The sequence below is a fragment of the Moorena sp. SIO3I6 genome, from assembly GCF_010672095.1.
The window spans coordinates 1-16,529 of the sequence record NZ_JAAHHU010000017.1; the positions used below are offsets into that span (position 1 = coordinate 1).

Consider the following 16,529-nt stretch of genomic DNA (forward strand, 5'->3'; position numbering starts at 1 on the left):
AGCAGCATTTTGTTCCGCCTCCAGTTTCGGCTTCAAGTACAAATTTTCTAGTACCAGAGCTGCACCAGCTACCCAAGGCGGAACAATCAAAGCACCAAGAATCCCCAAAACCTTTGCACCACCTAGCACTGCCAACAACTGATATAAAGGGTGAACTCTCACAGAAGACCCCACCAGTAGGGGGTCAAGAATGTAGGTTTCCAGATTCTGAATAATCACAAATAGCAGCAATACCCACAAGAAAGTCCATCCCCCTTGAGCAATTGCCACAATCAATGCTGGAATTGCTCCCAAGACCGGACCAAAGAAGGGAATCAAATTGGTCACCCCAGCAATCACACCCAAACCCAAGGCAAACTCTGATAGTCCCAAAAATTTTAAACCAACAGTAATCGCCATGCCTAAAATTCCTGAAACCACCACTCGCCCCTGGATGTAACCCCCCATCCGTTGGCTGACTGGCTTGACCTGGGCTGCCAATTTTTCATCCCAGGGTTTAGGAAACAAACTTACCCCCCCTTTAATCAATTGTTCAGAGCCAGCTAACATATAACCAGACAGCAGTGTTGCCAGAATTACGGTAAACACTCCAGCAATAAGATTCCGTGTCAATCCATAGGACTGCACTAGCAACTGCTGAGAGGAACGAATCACCCAAGAGGTAACGGTGCCAGCATCAAACATTTTACTCAGAGCTAGTTCAGTCATCCCTAGGCGAATCGCTAAAGCATCTAACAAAGAGGTTAAAACCTCCAAATACGTTGGCAGTTTCCGAAATAAACGCTGAATTTGCTGAGCTACTGTTGGTCCAATCACTAAGCCGATCCCTGTCAAACCAGCGATTAAGCCTAAATAAACCAGAATAACCGCTAGCCAGCGGGGAATCCTTAACTTTTCAGCACTATCAATTATTGGTGCTAGAGTAGATGCGAGCACTACTGCAATCATCAGTACTACTAGCAAAGCTCTCAGTTGCCATAGCAGGACGATTGTCAAGCCAGTAGCAACAATAAGCAGTAAGTTAGCTAAGGAGATTTTAAGGCGTAGCATAGACTTCCATTTGCATGTTGAGTGCCTGCAAATAGTCTACAGAGAAAACAGCTGAATTAGTTGAAGGTTGCAGGTACGGTTGAGGGTTAGATGGTTTAAGGTTAGACGGTTGTTCGCGAAGCGTGGCCAATAGGCCAAGGTTAGACGGTTGTTCGCCAAAGGCGTTCGGTGAAGGGTAGGTTAGACGGTTAGATGGTATTGAGTAAGCGCTAGTTTAGTTTCAACTATCGCGGTGAGGGGAAATCTCCCTATCTCCTTAGGTAAGTACTCCTTGTACAGTTGTCCTAAAATCGAGCTATGGAAGACCAATAACCTGCCCTATACCGGACGCCTTTGGCGAACAACCCCATAACCTTCAACCCCATAACCTTCAACCCCATAACCTTCAACCCCATAACCTTCAACCCCATAACCTTCAACCCCATAACCTTCAACCTTCAACCTTCAACCTTCAACCTTCAACCTTCAACCTTCAACCTTCAACCTTCAACCTTCAACCTTCAACCTTCAACCTTGATCAATCCAACTCTTCTTCACCGAGATCATCAAGGGCTGGAGGAGCATCACCGGGTGTTCGCAACATTTCCACCATCTCCTGAATTTCTGCTGGAGGTGGGGGTGTCAGGCGAGAAACCACTACAGTCACGATGAAATTAAGCACCATCCCTACGGTACCAATCCCCTCAGGGGAAATACCGAAAAACCAGGGTGTCATACTATAGAACTTCACCCCAATGATGTAAACGGTGGTAAAAATTAACCCTACCACCATGCCAGCAATTGCCCCTTCTCGGTTGGTTCGCTTATCAAATACCCCTAACAGAATCACTGGGAAAAAGCTGGCAGCGGCTAAACCAAAGGCAAAGGCTACTACTTGGGCTACAAATCCAGGGGGATTGATACCAAAGTAACCGGCAATGGCAATGGCAGCAATTACCATAATTCGACCTACCATCAATCGTTGAGACTCTGACGCCCTAGGATTAATGATGCGGTAGTAGACATCGTGGGCGATTGAGCTAGAAATCACTAGCAGTAATCCTGATGCAGTGGATAGAGCGGCGGCTAGTCCTCCTGCTGCTACTAGGGCAATCACCCAGGGAGCAAGTTTGGCTACCTCTGGTGTGGAGAGTACGATGATATCTCGGTCAATCTTTATTTCATTGGTGTCTTTGTCCGGTTTGAGCTCAATCTTGCCATTGCCGTTTTTATCGTCAAACGCCAATAAACCAGTATTTTCCCATTTCGTTGCCCAGTCGAGCTGACGCACTTCCTCAATGGTATGGTTATGGAGGCTATCAATCAGGTTATAGCGGGCAAAGGCAGCAACGGCGGGAGCTGTGGTGTAGAGTATGGCAATGAATAATAGGGCCCAGCCAGCGGAATAACGAGCAGCTCTAGCATTGGGTACGGTGTAAAAGCGTACGATCACATGGGGAAGTCCAGCGGTACCGACCATCAAGGCGATGGTGATAAATAAGACATCCACCATGGACTTGTTGGCAAAGGGTTTAGTGTATTCCTGGAAACCCAGATCTACCTGAATTTGATTGAGTTTGGGGATAATGTCACTGAAGGTGAATCCTAGCTGGGGAATGGGGTTGTCGGTCAGTAGAGTTGCGATCGCAATCGCTGGAATCAGGTAAGCCACAATCAACACGCCATACTGGGTGACTTGAGTCCAGGTAATTCCTTTCATCCCCCCCAGGACGGCAAAAAATGCCACAATTACCATGCCAATCACTACACCCTGAACGATATCCACTTGCAGAAAGCGACTAAATACAATACCTACCCCTCGCATCTGTCCTGCGACATAGGTTAAGGAGACAAAAATAGCAGCAACTACTGCTACCAACCGAGCAATATTCGAGTAATAGCGGTCTCCCACAAAGTCGGGTACTGTGTATTTTCCAAACTTCCGCAGGTAAGGGGCTAACAATAGCGCTAGTAGCACATATCCCCCTGTCCAACCCATTAGGTAAATTGAGCCATCATATCCTAAGAAAGAGATTAGCCCTGCCATAGAGATAAAGGAAGCAGCAGACATCCAATCCGCCGCTGTAGCAGCACCATTAGCAACAGCGGGAACACCTTGATCTGCTACGAAAAACCCTTTACTATCGCGCACCCGAGAGCGCCAACCAATGTAAAGGTAGAGAATAAACGAAATAATGACCAATACACTGGTCCAAGCTTCAACTGTCATAGATATTTCTTTGTCTAAATAATTGCTATAGCGCTGCGCGCAGGGAATCGGGAATCGGGAATCGGGAATCGGGAATCGGGAAAAAATCCTATGTACATCATTACTATGAGAAACCCCATATAGGGATTGTTAGTAATTAAAAAACGGTATTTTTTTTTTATACTATAGAATTACCCTATGACAATTACTGAATTTTCAGTGCTAATTGCTAACTATAAACAACTATAATTGATCTTATACCTTAGAGGATATCTGAAAAGTTTTTTATACTGAATTTTGCCCCCCTAACCCCCCAACTTTGGGGGAAGAGTCAATTTGCTTGTAAAAGTCCCCCAGAATTGGGGGACCCACGGGGGCTTGGATGTAGCAAATGAGACTTCTCAGACAACCTCTTAGTTAAGCAAAGCCATTTATTTCCCAATTTAGTTGCCAATAGTAAACATTACTTTTTGTATTTACGGTCAATTTTATCCATCTGTATAGCGTAGATAAAAATTAGGACGACAAAGGTAAAAATACTACCTTGTTGTGCCATCCAGAAGCCTAGGGGAATATTCCCTACACTGACATTGTTTAGTAATGTTACTAGCAGAATGCTGCATAAAACGGATACGAATGCCCAAACAATTAGGAGATTCCGAATTAATGCAATGTTGGCACGCCAGTATGCCTGACGCTTGTTCTGGTTCATAGTTTTATTAGTAATGCACTAAATGTACGATTTGCGTTTGACTAGTTTCTGGATATAGAGCAACCACCAATAATTGCCCGTCAGCTATCAGCTATCAGCTATCAGCTATCAGCTATCAGCTATCAGCTATCAACTTACACGTTAGTTCCCTCGCCTGAGCGAGGAATTCATAGTCTTTGGCTTTGAGTCCGTTGAAGTCGTCAGCTAGATAGTTTGTTTTAAGCTGACGGCTGACGGCTGACGGCTGTTAGCGCAGCGTGCGCGTAGCCCATATGCTTACAATTGCCTTAACATGGCGTATCGGTATTTCAAAATGTGCTAATATATACAGAAAATTTGCGAGAGCTTAGGGATAGGCTACACCAAAGGTGAACAAAAACCGTCTTTTCGGGGTTTTCTTAATAAAACTAAACAATTATGGGGATTTACTGGTGTCTTTAGGGCATGGCATTGGGCGATAGGCACCAGCATAGGCTAATCACATCTGTGCAATTTGCCACTGCCCCAGACCGCTTTTCCCGTTGTTTAAAGAAATATTAAATGAATTGTGAATATTATTTCGTCAAGAAATGTAAAGCTTAGAGCCAGATTATGTTAAGTTTCGATAAAATAAATCGTAAGTTGATCAGCAAAAGCGATCGCTAAAATTCAACCTCCCCATCTCCCCATCTCCCCATCTCCCCATCTCCCCACCCTCCCTGTAATTATAGGTATTCAACCTGAATTGATATAAGAGTATCCCTATTGATGGATACTACCATCGGGCATGATGGTATTGCTTAAGTTAGCCCCCTTGAGGTTGGCACGGTAAACTTTGTTGGGAGAACCCCAATCAGTAAGCTCCAAGGTATAGTCTAGTTTTGCTCCCTTGAGGCTAGCGTCGGAGAGGTTGGCATCGGAGAGGTCAATTCCCCTCAAGTCAGCCTGTTCAAGATTCGCTCCCATCAAGTTAGCCCCCCTGAGATTGGCACTTATTAAATAGTGATCGATTGGCAATGAAGCACTTGTATTCAGATAAGCCAGATTTGCTTCTTGGAGATTCGCTTTCTCTAGGTTAACTCCACTAAGATTAATCCCGACTAGATTGGCTTTTGATAAATTAGCTTCCCTGAGGTTAGCTCTTTCGAGCTTAATTGTTTTGGCGGAAAGATGTGATAAGTTTGCTTCTTGCAGATTACCTTGTTCTAAGTTAGCTTCTGTTAGGTTGCTCCAAAAAAGGTCAGCTTTTTTCAGGTTAGCTCTACGGAGATTAGCCCCACTGAGATTAGCTTTTTTCAGGTTAGCATTTTCTAGGTTAGCCCCTTCTAAGTTGACCCCTACCAAATTCGCTTTTTCTAGATTAGCTCCCGCTAAGTTAGCCCCTTCTAAATTAGCCTTTTCCAGATTCGCTCCTTTTAAATCCTCTCTGGAAAGTTCTAGCCCTGCTAAATTACAGTTTTGACAATTTTTTGTTTCCCGTAACTGGTCGAGAGGATTGTCTCGATTCATAATCAGCCAAGTAATTCCCAAAAGGGCAACCAATCCCAAGGAAATTCCCAAGATAAACGATTGTCTAAGTTTCATTGATGTGAGCTATGGTAGTTTTGGCGTTGCTGAATAATGGAATGATTTTAAGGGTTTTGTAGAATGGGCATCTTGCCCGTTCGAGATCTGGTCGGGCGGGCAGGATGCCCACTCTACTCCGATTCATTGCTTGATTCAGCAACGCCGTAGTTTTTGCTATCTCTGTTTTATCAAACTTGCTTTAAACCTTGATTTTTGCTGCTGAAAAGGCCGACTATTGACTATAGTTTAGGACTTACGAAGTTGAGTTAGTTTTGCCCCCCTAACCCCCACAAATTGGGGGTAATGATGTTAAAGTACCCCAGAATTGGGTGATTTAGGGGGCTTTGCGTCAGTCCTGTTGTTGTTTTTGTATAATCCATGGCAGACTATAAGCAAGCACTGGTTAAAGACGGTAAGAATCCAGAAGGTCTAATTGTCTTTCCAGCTTTCATTACCCAGAAGGAAATGGATGCCCTTAAAGACTTTAGAGTGGGGGATCGGGATACGTTTGTTGTAGCCTATCCTAAATCTGGGACAACGTGGATGGAGCAGATTGTTCACTTGCTTGCTAACAATGGAGAGCAAGGGGACAAAGTATTGAGTGAAGCAGTGCCTTGGTTAGAAGGTGCAGCAACTCGTTATGGAGGTTTAGAGAATCTGATTAAAACTCCTAGCGATCGCCGTTACTTTCACACTCATTTACCGTTGTCTTTGATGCCAATGTTTGGGGAAACTAAAGCAAAGTATATTTATGTTGCTCGCAATCCTAAGGATAATGCTGTATCCTATTATTATCATGCATTGAGCAAAATGGGATACGAGGGGAGTTGGAGCGAATTTATTCAGCTATATCGTGAAGGTAAGGTTGCCTATGGCTCAATATTTGATCATGTATTCGACTGGTGGAAAGCGAGCCAACATTCAGATAATGTCATGTTTGTCAAGTACGAAGACATGAAAAAGAATTTAGCTCAAGTCGTTACCGATGTTGCTGGCTTTATAGATATTCCCTTAACGTCCAATTTACTCGATACTGTGGTTGCCGCCAGTGACTTTTCGGCAATGGCAATCAATCCCAAAGCTAATCTGGATTGGGTGCCTCAGCGAGAAGGTATCCCCAAACATATGCGAAAAGGAATTGTAGGAGATTGGAAAAACCACTTTTCTTCAGAAGAGACTAGTATTTTTGATGCTCTATATCAATCGAGAATGGCACAATTTGGTCTGGAATTTGACTTTGAGTTAAGCTATGAGAATGTAGAATTAAGAATTAAGAATTAAGAATTAAGAATTAAGAATTAAGAATTGAGAATCTCATATTTTAAAATATGGTGTAGTGGACTGGCACTATTTTAGCTGTGCCAGTCTAGTAGTATTATTACGCATAGGAGTAAGGGTTAGTTGTTAGTTTTAATTAAATAGTACATAATCTACACTTTCGAGCATTTTTTCTGTCCTAATTGAACTCGGATTAAGCTCTTCACCAGGTATAAGTTCAAACTGATGAGTTATACGGTTATCATCTAGTAATTGAACAGCTTCACGCATGGCACGACGCCCCCCTTTTCCACTCTCATTTTTTCCATAGTGATCTAGGTCTTCGCTCAGAAGCATGGAGAAGCGAGCATTATTTTCCCTTAACAGCTCTAGATTTGAGTCAAGTGAGGCAAAATCCCTTGACTCATTTCCACAAGTTCCTCGGTAAGAGCTTATACTATTAATAACCACAGCTCCCCGAAATAGATTAGGATTTCTCAAGCTCAAAGCCCAACTTAAATCGCCGCCGAATGAAGAGCCTGCTAGAGCAATCTGAGATTGATCAATTTTAATATTCTCTTTAGCGATCGCATTATCAAGACTGTTGCGGACTAAATTTTCGTATCTTGCAATCGCAGCACAAAATTTTGCACTGCTCTCGTAATCTTCAGGATTAGCGGTGACATTGGGTAACACAATGAAAAAACAGTTTGTAGTGCGTGCTTGATAGTTTTTGTGAAAGCTTCCACTTTGATTGTAATAGTCCTTGGGAGTTCCAGTACCATAGGGTAACATAACCAATGCTGGGTATGTTTTATTCTTGTTACAGGATGGAGGTGGTATTACTTCTGCTATCTCTGAACCATTTTCATCTTTAATGATAATGGGTTCACCAGGAGGGGGAGGAATAAGCTGATTCCTAAATCCTTTAATTTGCTCTTTAATTGGGTCGTCTTGATAGAGTTCTTCCCAATTCTTTTCCTCTAAAAATGCTTGAACAACCGGCAACTCTATAATTGCTTTTATTTCCTGATCACTTAAGCGTCTTTCAGAATCTTTGAAGCTTGATAAGTCTAGAGTAAAATGCTCTCCTGCTTCTATGTCAAGAGTTCTGGCTTGAGATGAAGAACCAGGTTCAGTTCCCACTTGATCTGGATCACCAGGTAGATTGATGCTTACTTTACCAAGCAGAATAGTAATTTTGATTTGAGCGTTGTCTTCGTCAGTATGAATAAGAGTACGCCCAGTGGTATTTGATTTAATTAGAACATCATCACGATTGTAAACAGATAAAATACAGGAGGAATTCTTCTGAAACTTTTTATCTAGGTTTTCCCACTCCTGTGTAACATCATTAGCTCCAATGATTTGGTCGTAACGTTCAGAATCCTTGCAGCGAAATAGTAATCTAACTTTTCTTAATTTCTCTTGGGGGTGATAAGTTCGCCAATAGCCATGTTCAACAATAACACACTCACCACCTGCTTTTGCTTGACATTCTTCAATTGCTTTATTGCAAAGATTAGTATATGAAATGTTTTGAATGTCACCGATTTGAATACTCCAAGCATTACTATTACTAGCTGTAGATGTTGCCAGAACACTGCAATAATGTCTAAGCAGTACTGGTACACCACCTAGATTTGCTTGCTTGGAATCTAAACCTAGTGGCGTAGCTCGGTTTCTTGAGTTATAGTCTGTATCGACATGTAAATTTCGATTATATTTTACAGTACAAGAATCATTGGGCTCACCAGGATTCCTTTCATCCCAGCCAATAGTCAACTCGCCAACAACGGTACAAGGATATTTGTATGTAGCGGTGCTTTCACTAAAACCAGCAGAAGCAAGGTATCTCTTAATTAGGTACTTTTCAGAGTATTGTTGGAGCTCTATTTCACTAGGTTCACTCCTAAGCTGTTCTTTCGTCCGTGAAAATCTCAGCAGTGCTCCAATACTCTCATCAAACCCTTGAATTTGTAGTCGATAGTTATCGTATATAAGTTGTCCTTTTTTCGCGTCTTCTGAATCCTGATGATCAGGTTTAGAATCCTGAGGATCCGTTTCAAAAAAACGTACATAAGAAGCAATACGTTCAGGAGAAAATTCTTCGTTATTCATATCCCACAGAATCTTCCAAATGAAAACTGCTCTAGGGCACTTTTCGTCTCCAGGATCTTTATGGCATAATTCATGTAATTGTGTAGAAGACTCTGTTTGCTTATTCATCAATGAGGTAGCAAGGGATAGTGGCGATAGGATTTTTGGTAAAAAGGTAATAAAACAAAAACCAATGAAGCCAATCGCTGTATAAAATTTAAGTTTTGAATAAAACTTGTACATAACTTACTCTTTTATTGGAAATTAAAAACAGCTTATTGCTTATTTTTTTAAAGGTCTTGATTAAACTGTTTGGGCTTAATAACACAAAATTTTATCCTATTCCTTGCATATTCTATCCTACCTTCAAAAACATGCTTGGTTAGAGTTACACCTTCTTTAGCTTCTTGTAGTACTTTGCAGTTTGGATCATAATAAATAAATGTTCTTTTCCAAACGTCTTGATGAGGGTCATGATACCAGCCACAATCAGTTTCTTGTCTCCATAATTCTTCGATTTTCTGTAGTAGGGGACAGGGAATCAATTCAGCCTCAGTTTGACTATGTAAGTCACCACTTCCATCAAGGTCAGCACCTACACCAAAATCATCATGCAGAATTTTATAAGTAGTTTGCAAAGCCCCAGGGCTAAATCTTTCTTCTCTTTTACTAGTAGTTCTGCTTATTCTTTCACCGATTCTATTATCAGCTTTTAATTGTTCTTCTAGTTCAGGCAATCGTTCAGCTTCAATTAGTTTATATAATCCGGCTTTTGCTTGCTTGGATATATTTTCTAATTTTTTAATCTCTTCTTGAGAAAGTGTTATAGTGTCATCTTGGTTATCTTGGTTGTTTAAACGCTTCTCTAAAAGGTTTGTATATAGACTAACTTGTCTGTAGTCAGCAAGAGCGTTTCTAACGTTGTTTTTTGAGGCTCTCTCAGCATCTTGTAAAATACTTTGTGCAGCTCGTATATCTTTAGGCTCTACTACTCCATTTCCTGAAAGGTTTCGGATGCCAGCCTTTTGACTCGCTAGATTATACCTATCCCAGGCTATACCAATTATTGTTAAAATTAAAAGCACATTTGCAGTGGCAAATACTGTCGTTTTAATTATACTTTTTTGACGAGCTTTTTGGCTTTTTTTAATATAGTCTTTTTGAGGTTCAGTAAAGTCATACGCCCTCTGCTTCAAATAGTATTCGGCTTTGTTTAGAAATTTTCCCTTAAGTAAACTTCCCGGATCTTCCTTAGTTTCTTCCCATTGATCTAGACTTGCTTGTAGTCGTTCCTGCCAAATCCGAAACTCACGGCTTTCCCTAATCCATTCTTCGAGTACTTCCCAATTTTCAATTAATGCTTCATGGGCAACTTCCACCACATCACTTTCAACCTTGTCACCCTTGTCAGGGGGTATGTCAGTAGCTAGATTCTGCCTTGGGCTTTTCTTTTGATTATCAGTATCTTGACTGGCTACAGCTCTGCGACTGGTTACAACTAATCGATGATCACGGTTAGCTAGTTTGTTTACCAATGACCATTTAGCATCTCCCAAGTCTGTTTTGGTCGCCAGCCGTCGTGTATCTTTTGTCCCTTTACCCGGTTGCACGAGTTGGATAAAGATTTGTTTTGCTAGTTTCTGTTCAGTTGGAGTAAGCTCGTTGTATTTTTTACTGGCGTGTTTGCTTAAAGCTCCTTTTACGCCACCAATTTCTTTGTAGGCTTTGTGAGTCAACTGCTTACCTTCTCGCTTTTCCCATAATTTTTCTAGGGCAAATTCTAGCAAGGGTAAGTTTCCTGCTTCATCCTCTACATCGTTTAAAATTCGTTCTACTAAGCCAGCTTGAAATGTTATGTCTTCACCCAGAGTCTTTGTTGGCTTGACAATGACCTCTTCGAGTTCCTCGCGGTTCATTGGTCCGAGTTTAACATCTGCGTTCTGCAAAACATCGGCAAAGGGGCGATAAGAAAGGGCATTGTCCAAGAAGTCTGCTCGCATGGTTGCCACAAGTACTATGGAAGATGAGGCTTGGGAAGAAGATGGCAGGCTAGCTAGTAAACAATCCAAGAAACGACGGCGTAATTCAGGGTCAGAGTATTCAGTGTAGAGCTCCTCAAACTGATCGGCAATCAGTAGTATTTTATGGTTTGGATGTTTACGTTGGATTTTACTATACACTTTCGCTAAAGAAAGCTCTTCTTCATTTCCACTGAGGGATTTTGCTTTGAGAGATTCCGCTAACTTACTAGCTTGAGTCATCTCGTCTGTAGAATCCAACTCCGACATATACAGTGGAACCAGTGCTTCAGCTAAGGCATAAAATGGATCATTAGCACTACTAGGGCGAAAGTGAGTGAATTTCCAATTACCTTGTTCTTTAAAAAGTTTTGGTACTAATCCAGCCAAAACCACTGAAGACTTACCACTTCCAGAGGGACCTAGGACAGGAATAAAGCTGCGGGTTTGAGTTTCTTGGAAAAGCTTTTCTATGAAAACATCACGTCCAAAGAAAAACTTGTCATCATCTGGAGCAAAGTTATACAACCCGCGATAAGGACAAGAAAGATTTTCATTAGTAACAGTTTCGTCATCATCAACGGGTCTATCGTCTACATTGTTGGATCTGTAGTAATAGTAGTAGTAGTTATAAACAACAGCATTACCTGTAGCCGCAATAGCCGCGTTTTTAGGATCTCGAATATCTTGATGGATATCATTACTATCTGACATAAAAACCCTAGTTTTATTGATTAACTAAAGCAGGTGTTTTTAGATCCAACTTCACTTATTTACTTACTCAATTTAGTCTGACTCTAATAGTATTATATTGACTAATGTTGATCCTGTACTTCCAATATTTTGACTACTGTTCAATAATTAATTTGCTTTATTGATTATCAGATACGTTATGTTCTGTAATGCTACCAATCGAGGCATTTCCACTACCAGAAATTGAGCTATTTTTCGGATTACTAATTGTTTGATGAATGTTTTGCTGTGCTTGTGCTTTTTCTTCAACCTTATCGAGTATATCTTGAGCTAATTGATGGATTTCAGGGTCTTCATTAACTTTGGAATTTTGAATTTCTTCTTTTAATGTAACTTTACGACCTTCAGAATCTGGCTTTTTCTCTAATCCTTCCACTGCATTGACAACGTCGCTGTCAGAACCAAATTTCTCCTTTATAGCAGATTTGAGGGCGTTGTAGCTGTTTTTAATGACATCCTTACCCAGATTAGCCAGAGCAACAATAATAGCTTCAGTTATTACGTCCATGCTCATTGTGATGGTAGTTACCAGTTGGTTTAATTTTTTGTGAATTTCACAATAACCTTTGCTGCTAGGATGTTATCACAACTTTTAGAAAGTGTGTGTAAAATTTGTGTAAAATTATGTAAATAAACTGTAAGTCGCTACCCCAGCACCATAAATAGTAGTGCTAGGGGAGCTAAGAAGCGACTGCATCAAGACATAGCAAGATTGTCGATGACCTATGTGTAAATGGGAGATTAACCCTTCACAATTCCGCCCGCAGTCTTCACAATTCAGCCAATACCTTCACAATTGAGCTGCAGCTTTCACAATTCAGCCTTAATTGCGACGCCATGTGGTAACGCCACCACCCTGGTCAATCAACGTAATCCCTTGAGCTTGCAAGTCATCGCGAATGCGATCGCTTAATTCAAAGTTCTTGGTTTTCCGTGCTTCAGCCCGTTGCTGAATCAGTGCCTCAATTTCCCCATCACTCAATCCATCCGTAGAAACTTCTGTTTCTTCTTCCGGTTGTGCTTCTAATCCTAACACCTGGGCTAATTCCACCAGACTACGCCATTGCTGCTCTAATTCTGAAGCAGGAGTCTCTGTTTTACCCTGATGTACGAGGATATTGCCTTCCCGGCGTAACCCTTTGGCCACTTCAAACAATACCGCTAAGCCTCCAGCAAAGTTTAAGTCGTCATCTACGGCTTCTTGAAACTGTTGCGCTATAGTTTCTTTTACCTGCAAGGAGTTAGAGGGTGTGGCTGATTGGTCTTGCCATCCTAATTGTATACCATAGTTACGGCCAAAAAGCAAGCCTTCTTTGAGAGTTTGCCAGCCATTGGTAGCAGATGCGATCGCATCATCAGTAAAATCTACTGGCTTACGGTATTGCGCCATTAACACAAATAAGCGCACTGCCATCGGGTCAACGGGACGGTCGAGTAAGTCTCGGATAGTAGTAAAGTTGCCTAGAGACTTAGACATTTTCTCTCCATCCACCTTAACCATACCATTGTGTAACCAATAACGGGCTAGGCTTTTACCAGTTACAGCTTCCGATTGAGCAATTTCATTTTCGTGGTGGGGGAAAACTAAGTCAGAGCCACCAGTATGAATATCAATGGTTTCCCCTAGCATATCTCGCACCATCGCCGAGCATTCAATATGCCAACCTGGACGACCTGCTCCCCAAGGGGATTCCCAGGAGGGTTCCTCTGGCTTAGCGCTTTTCCAAAGCGCAAAATCAAACGGGTCTTTCTTCTTAGGCTCAGTGGAGTCTGCTACATCTACCCGTCCACTGGCTCCTGCTTGCAAATCCTCTAACTTGCGCCCAGAGAGTTTGCCGTAGTCATCAAACCGACGCACTGAATAGTACACATCCCCATCCGCTTCGTAAGCATAGCCCTTTTGTTCCAACTCACACACCAGTCGCTTGATTCCATCTAAGGTATGAGTCGCGCGGGGGTAAGCATTAGCCTCTTGGACATTCAGCCTTGCCATATCTTCAAAATAGGCATCAATGAAGCGTTCAGATACTGCCTCCATAGAGGTGCCTTCCCTTCGCGCTCGGTTCAGGATTTTATCATCAATATCTGTAAAATTTTGGACATAATTCACATCATAGCCCCGCCATTGTAAGTAGCGACGAGCAGTATCCCAGACAATACAAGTTCTAGCATGACCCAAGTGGCAAAAGTCATACGCCGTAATGCCGCAGCAGTACATCCGGACTTTACCAGTTTCCAATGGCTCAAAGGATTCCTTGCGGCGGGTTAAGGTATTGTAAAGGTGTAGGGTCATGACAAAGAAAAGATAAAATCACCAACAGTGGGCTATAGATATACTATTGACATCCTCCCTGGTTATATCAAAGATTATAACCAGGGATTCCTAAGACTCACGACTTAGGTTTCTGTTTCCTTCTCCCCTTGGGGGAGTTTTTCGCACCAGCCTTCCGAGATTTACTCTCTTTCGCCGTAGGCGACGCTACGCGAACGGGTCTTACGGTCGCGTAGCAGACTGACACGGCAAGTCCTGCCGCCAAAATGTTAATTGATGCATTTATATCACGATTAGCCCGAAGGGCTACGCTACGCGAACGTGGTGAGCATTGCAGGATGGGCAATCCCATTCCCGAATATTCAAAGGTAAACACTCAAAACGATTTAGGCACACAGAACACAGTTTGCTACTAGGAAACCACTTATCAATGGCAATGGCTTCTCGATTATACCATTGAGACTTGTACTTAATCTGACGAATTATTTCCGCCCAGTTGGCCTCACTGATAACTTGAGCTAGTTTGTGATTTTTGACCAGATTTTTCACAGCCAAATCTTCAAACGCAATCAATTGGTTTTCTCTGACCAGTTGAGTAGTTAGCTTGTGGGGAAAATCTCGTCTAGCGTCTTTGATTTGTGCATGCACCCTGGCAACCTTTAAGAGGAACAGAACTAACGTCATTCAAAAAGAACAAGTCATCCTTTTTTTTCCATTCTGTCAACATTAAGGAAGTTTCCTTGTAGCTTATCCGTCGGGAGCGTTTGTACCAACCTGAAGTCCTAGCATCTAAAGCTTTGTTGTAAACAAGTCTTACACATCCTAGAGTTCTCCTCAGCAGAGTTTACTGTTCAGGGGTTGGATAGAAACGGTAACGGTAAGCTTTTTCGACCATTATTTACTCTTTAATATACATTCACATTTTAATCTATTCTGTGTAAATTGTCAAGTGGAGGTGCGACCCGTGGCGAATTTAATTACGGGTCAAGCGCACCTAGCAATTCATGAGGGGCTGTGTGGGTCACCTGCGTCCGCACTTTACACGCCCCGTCTCCCGTTATACCCGTAGGGTTAGCGGGAGATGAATTGCTGTTTCAGATAAAATACGATATCTTGGTAGATCTTGATTCTGAACTGTTTTCACAAGTTGCCTTATGCAAACTTTACCGACTGATTCCCCATCTGGTCAAGGGATGGAAGCTCCGAAACAAGGCTTACCCGTTACCATTATTACCGGTTTCCTGGGTAGCGGGAAAACCACCCTCCTTAACCATATCTTAAGTAATCAAGAAGGCGTCAAAACAGCAGTCCTTGTTAATGAGTTTGGTGAAATTGGTATTGATAATGAGCTGATTATCAATACTGATGATAATATGATCGCCCTGAATAATGGCTGTATCTGCTGCACCATTAATGATGATTTAATTGAAGCAGTTTACAACGTATTGGAGCATCCAGAAAAGCTGGATTATTTAGTGGTGGAAACCACCGGATTAGCTGACCCCTTACCAGTGGCGCTAAGCTTTTTGGGCACAGAATTGCGAGATATGACTCGTCTTGATTCTATTGTCACTATGGTAGATTCAGAAAACTTTAGTATCGATCTATTTAATAGTGACGTTGCAACTAATCAGATTGTTTATGGGGATATTATTATCCTCAACAAGACTGACTTGGTAGATCAAGCCAATGTAGACCAATTGGAAAGCAGGCTCAGAGATATGAAAACTGATGCTAGGATTTTGAAAACTACTAAAGCCCAAGTGCCAATTCCTTTAATTCTCAGTGTTGGTCTCTTTGAGTCCGATAAGTATTTCGACAGCAAAAGATCAGATCATGATCATCACCACCATGATCATGACCATCATCACCACCATGACCATGATTGTTGTGATGATGATCATGATCATGACCATCATCACCACCATGATCATGACCATGACCATGACCATGATCACGCTCATCACCATCACTCCGATCACCTAGAAATTGACGGATTCACGTCTCTTTCTTTCGAGAGTGACAAGCCCCTAGGGCTTCGGAAGTTTCAGGATTTCCTAGACAATAAGTTACCCTCTAATGTGTTCCGCGCTAAGGGAATTCTCTGGTTTGATCAAAGTCCTCACCGTCACATATTCCACCTCAGTGGTAAGCGTTTCTCTATTGAAGATGATGAGTGGAAAGGTGAACCAAAAAATCAATTAGTCCTGATTGGACAAGATTTAGATCATGATACATTACGTGAGGAATTAAACCAGTGTATCTCTTCAGAGTCTACCAATACAGGGACGGGGATTTGGTAAGTAATTGTTGAATTAAGAATGAATAATGGTGAATTGAGAATTAATAATTGAGAATTAAGAATGGTGAATTAAGAATTAAGAATTAAGAATTAAGAATGGTGAAGGCAGAATTAAGAATGGTGAAGGCAGAAGCCAGAAGCCAGAAGCCAAAATTCTAAATTATACCTAAATTCCCAATTCTTAATTCACCATTCCCAATTCCCAATTCCCAATTCTCAATTCACCATTCCCAATTCACCATTCTTAATTCACCATTCTCAATTCACCATTCCCAATTCACCATTCTTAATTCACCATTCTTAATTCACCATTCTTAATTCACCATTCTTAA

Annotated in this window: 13 protein-coding genes and 1 pseudogene; 2 read left to right on the top strand and 12 right to left on the bottom strand. The window is 41.8% G+C overall.

Going from position 1 to position 16,529, the window contains the following annotated elements:
- From F6K49_RS08075 to F6K49_RS08105, 7 genes are all read right to left on the bottom strand, one after another.
- Positions 1–1,050: AI-2E family transporter (locus F6K49_RS08075; RefSeq protein ID WP_293095687.1), on the bottom strand; the 1,050-nt coding region annotated here is incomplete at its 3' end.
- Positions 1,037–1,180, bottom strand: a complete 144-nt coding sequence (locus F6K49_RS08080; RefSeq protein ID WP_293018835.1) for a hypothetical protein — start codon at positions 1,178–1,180, stop codon at positions 1,037–1,039. The genes F6K49_RS08080 and F6K49_RS08075, both read right to left, overlap by 14 nt.
- Before the next feature lie 188 nt (positions 1,181–1,368).
- Positions 1,369–1,491, bottom strand: coding sequence for a hypothetical protein (locus tag F6K49_RS08085; protein ID WP_293018834.1), 123 nt, complete (start codon positions 1,489–1,491; stop codon positions 1,369–1,371).
- Between the two features lie 76 nt (positions 1,492–1,567).
- Complete coding sequence (locus F6K49_RS08090) at positions 1,568–3,259, bottom strand: sodium:solute symporter family protein (RefSeq protein ID WP_293095689.1); 1,692 nt, start codon at positions 3,257–3,259, stop codon at positions 1,568–1,570.
- A gap of 442 nt (positions 3,260–3,701) precedes the next feature.
- Positions 3,702–3,950, bottom strand: coding sequence for a DUF4212 domain-containing protein (locus tag F6K49_RS08095; protein ID WP_293018832.1), 249 nt, complete (start codon positions 3,948–3,950; stop codon positions 3,702–3,704).
- A gap of 741 nt (positions 3,951–4,691) precedes the next feature.
- Complete coding sequence (locus F6K49_RS08100) at positions 4,692–5,513, bottom strand: pentapeptide repeat-containing protein (RefSeq protein WP_293018831.1); 822 nt, start codon at positions 5,511–5,513, stop codon at positions 4,692–4,694.
- The gene (locus tag F6K49_RS08105) at positions 5,503–5,640 is read right to left on the bottom strand and encodes a hypothetical protein (RefSeq protein WP_293018830.1); all 138 of its coding nucleotides are present in this window, start codon (positions 5,638–5,640) and stop codon (positions 5,503–5,505) included. Before F6K49_RS08105 ends, F6K49_RS08100 begins: the two co-directional genes overlap by 11 nt.
- Before the next feature lie 233 nt (positions 5,641–5,873).
- Here F6K49_RS08105 and F6K49_RS08110 point away from each other — a divergent pair, with 233 nt between their 5' ends.
- A complete protein-coding gene (locus F6K49_RS08110) occupies positions 5,874–6,776 on the top strand; it encodes a sulfotransferase domain-containing protein (RefSeq protein ID WP_293095691.1) in 903 nt (300 codons plus the stop codon).
- A gap of 129 nt (positions 6,777–6,905) precedes the next feature.
- Here the strand turns inward: F6K49_RS08110 and F6K49_RS08115 are convergent, their stop codons facing one another.
- The 5 genes and pseudogenes from F6K49_RS08115 to F6K49_RS08135 form a co-directional block, all read right to left on the bottom strand.
- On the bottom strand, positions 6,906–9,095 hold the full coding sequence (locus tag F6K49_RS08115; RefSeq protein ID WP_293095693.1) for a hypothetical protein: 2,190 nt from the start codon (positions 9,093–9,095) through the stop codon (positions 6,906–6,908).
- Between the two features lie 47 nt (positions 9,096–9,142).
- A complete protein-coding gene (locus F6K49_RS08120) occupies positions 9,143–11,584 on the bottom strand; it encodes a hypothetical protein (RefSeq protein ID WP_293095695.1) in 2,442 nt (813 codons plus the stop codon).
- Between the two features lie 157 nt (positions 11,585–11,741).
- Complete coding sequence (locus F6K49_RS08125; protein ID WP_293095697.1) at positions 11,742–12,137, bottom strand: hypothetical protein; 396 nt, start codon at positions 12,135–12,137, stop codon at positions 11,742–11,744.
- A 309-nt stretch (positions 12,138–12,446) separates the two neighbouring features.
- Entirely contained in the window at positions 12,447–13,916 is a 1,470-nt protein-coding gene (gene cysS, locus F6K49_RS08130; RefSeq protein ID WP_293095699.1) for a cysteine--tRNA ligase, read from the bottom strand.
- Positions 13,917–14,013: 97 nt separating this feature from the next.
- Positions 14,014–14,736: pseudogene (locus F6K49_RS08135) on the bottom strand (RNA-guided endonuclease TnpB family protein).
- A gap of 313 nt (positions 14,737–15,049) precedes the next feature.
- Here F6K49_RS08135 and F6K49_RS08140 point away from each other — a divergent pair.
- The gene (locus F6K49_RS08140; RefSeq protein ID WP_293066775.1) at positions 15,050–16,198 is read left to right on the top strand and encodes a GTP-binding protein; all 1,149 of its coding nucleotides are present in this window, start codon (positions 15,050–15,052) and stop codon (positions 16,196–16,198) included.
- Positions 16,199–16,529: the final 331 nt, after the last annotated feature.

Coding starts and splice junctions, on each gene's coding strand:
- F6K49_RS08090 (WP_293095689.1), bottom strand. CDS start 3,259: ATGACAGTTGAAGCTTGGACCAGTGTATTGGTCATTATTTCGTTTATT.
- F6K49_RS08095 (WP_293018832.1), bottom strand. CDS start 3,950: ATGAACCAGAACAAGCGTCAGGCATACTGGCGTGCCAACATTGCATTA.
- F6K49_RS08100 (WP_293018831.1), bottom strand. CDS start 5,513: ATGAAACTTAGACAATCGTTTATCTTGGGAATTTCCTTGGGATTGGTT.
- F6K49_RS08105 (WP_293018830.1), bottom strand. CDS start 5,640: ATGAATCGGAGTAGAGTGGGCATCCTGCCCGCCCGACCAGATCTCGAA.
- F6K49_RS08110 (WP_293095691.1), top strand. CDS start 5,874: ATGGCAGACTATAAGCAAGCACTGGTTAAAGACGGTAAGAATCCAGAA.
- F6K49_RS08115 (WP_293095693.1), bottom strand. CDS start 9,095: ATGTACAAGTTTTATTCAAAACTTAAATTTTATACAGCGATTGGCTTC.
- F6K49_RS08120 (WP_293095695.1), bottom strand. CDS start 11,584: ATGTCAGATAGTAATGATATCCATCAAGATATTCGAGATCCTAAAAAC.
- F6K49_RS08125 (WP_293095697.1), bottom strand. CDS start 12,137: ATGAGCATGGACGTAATAACTGAAGCTATTATTGTTGCTCTGGCTAAT.
- cysS (WP_293095699.1), bottom strand. CDS start 13,916: ATGACCCTACACCTTTACAATACCTTAACCCGCCGCAAGGAATCCTTT.
- F6K49_RS08140 (WP_293066775.1), top strand. CDS start 15,050: ATGCAAACTTTACCGACTGATTCCCCATCTGGTCAAGGGATGGAAGCT.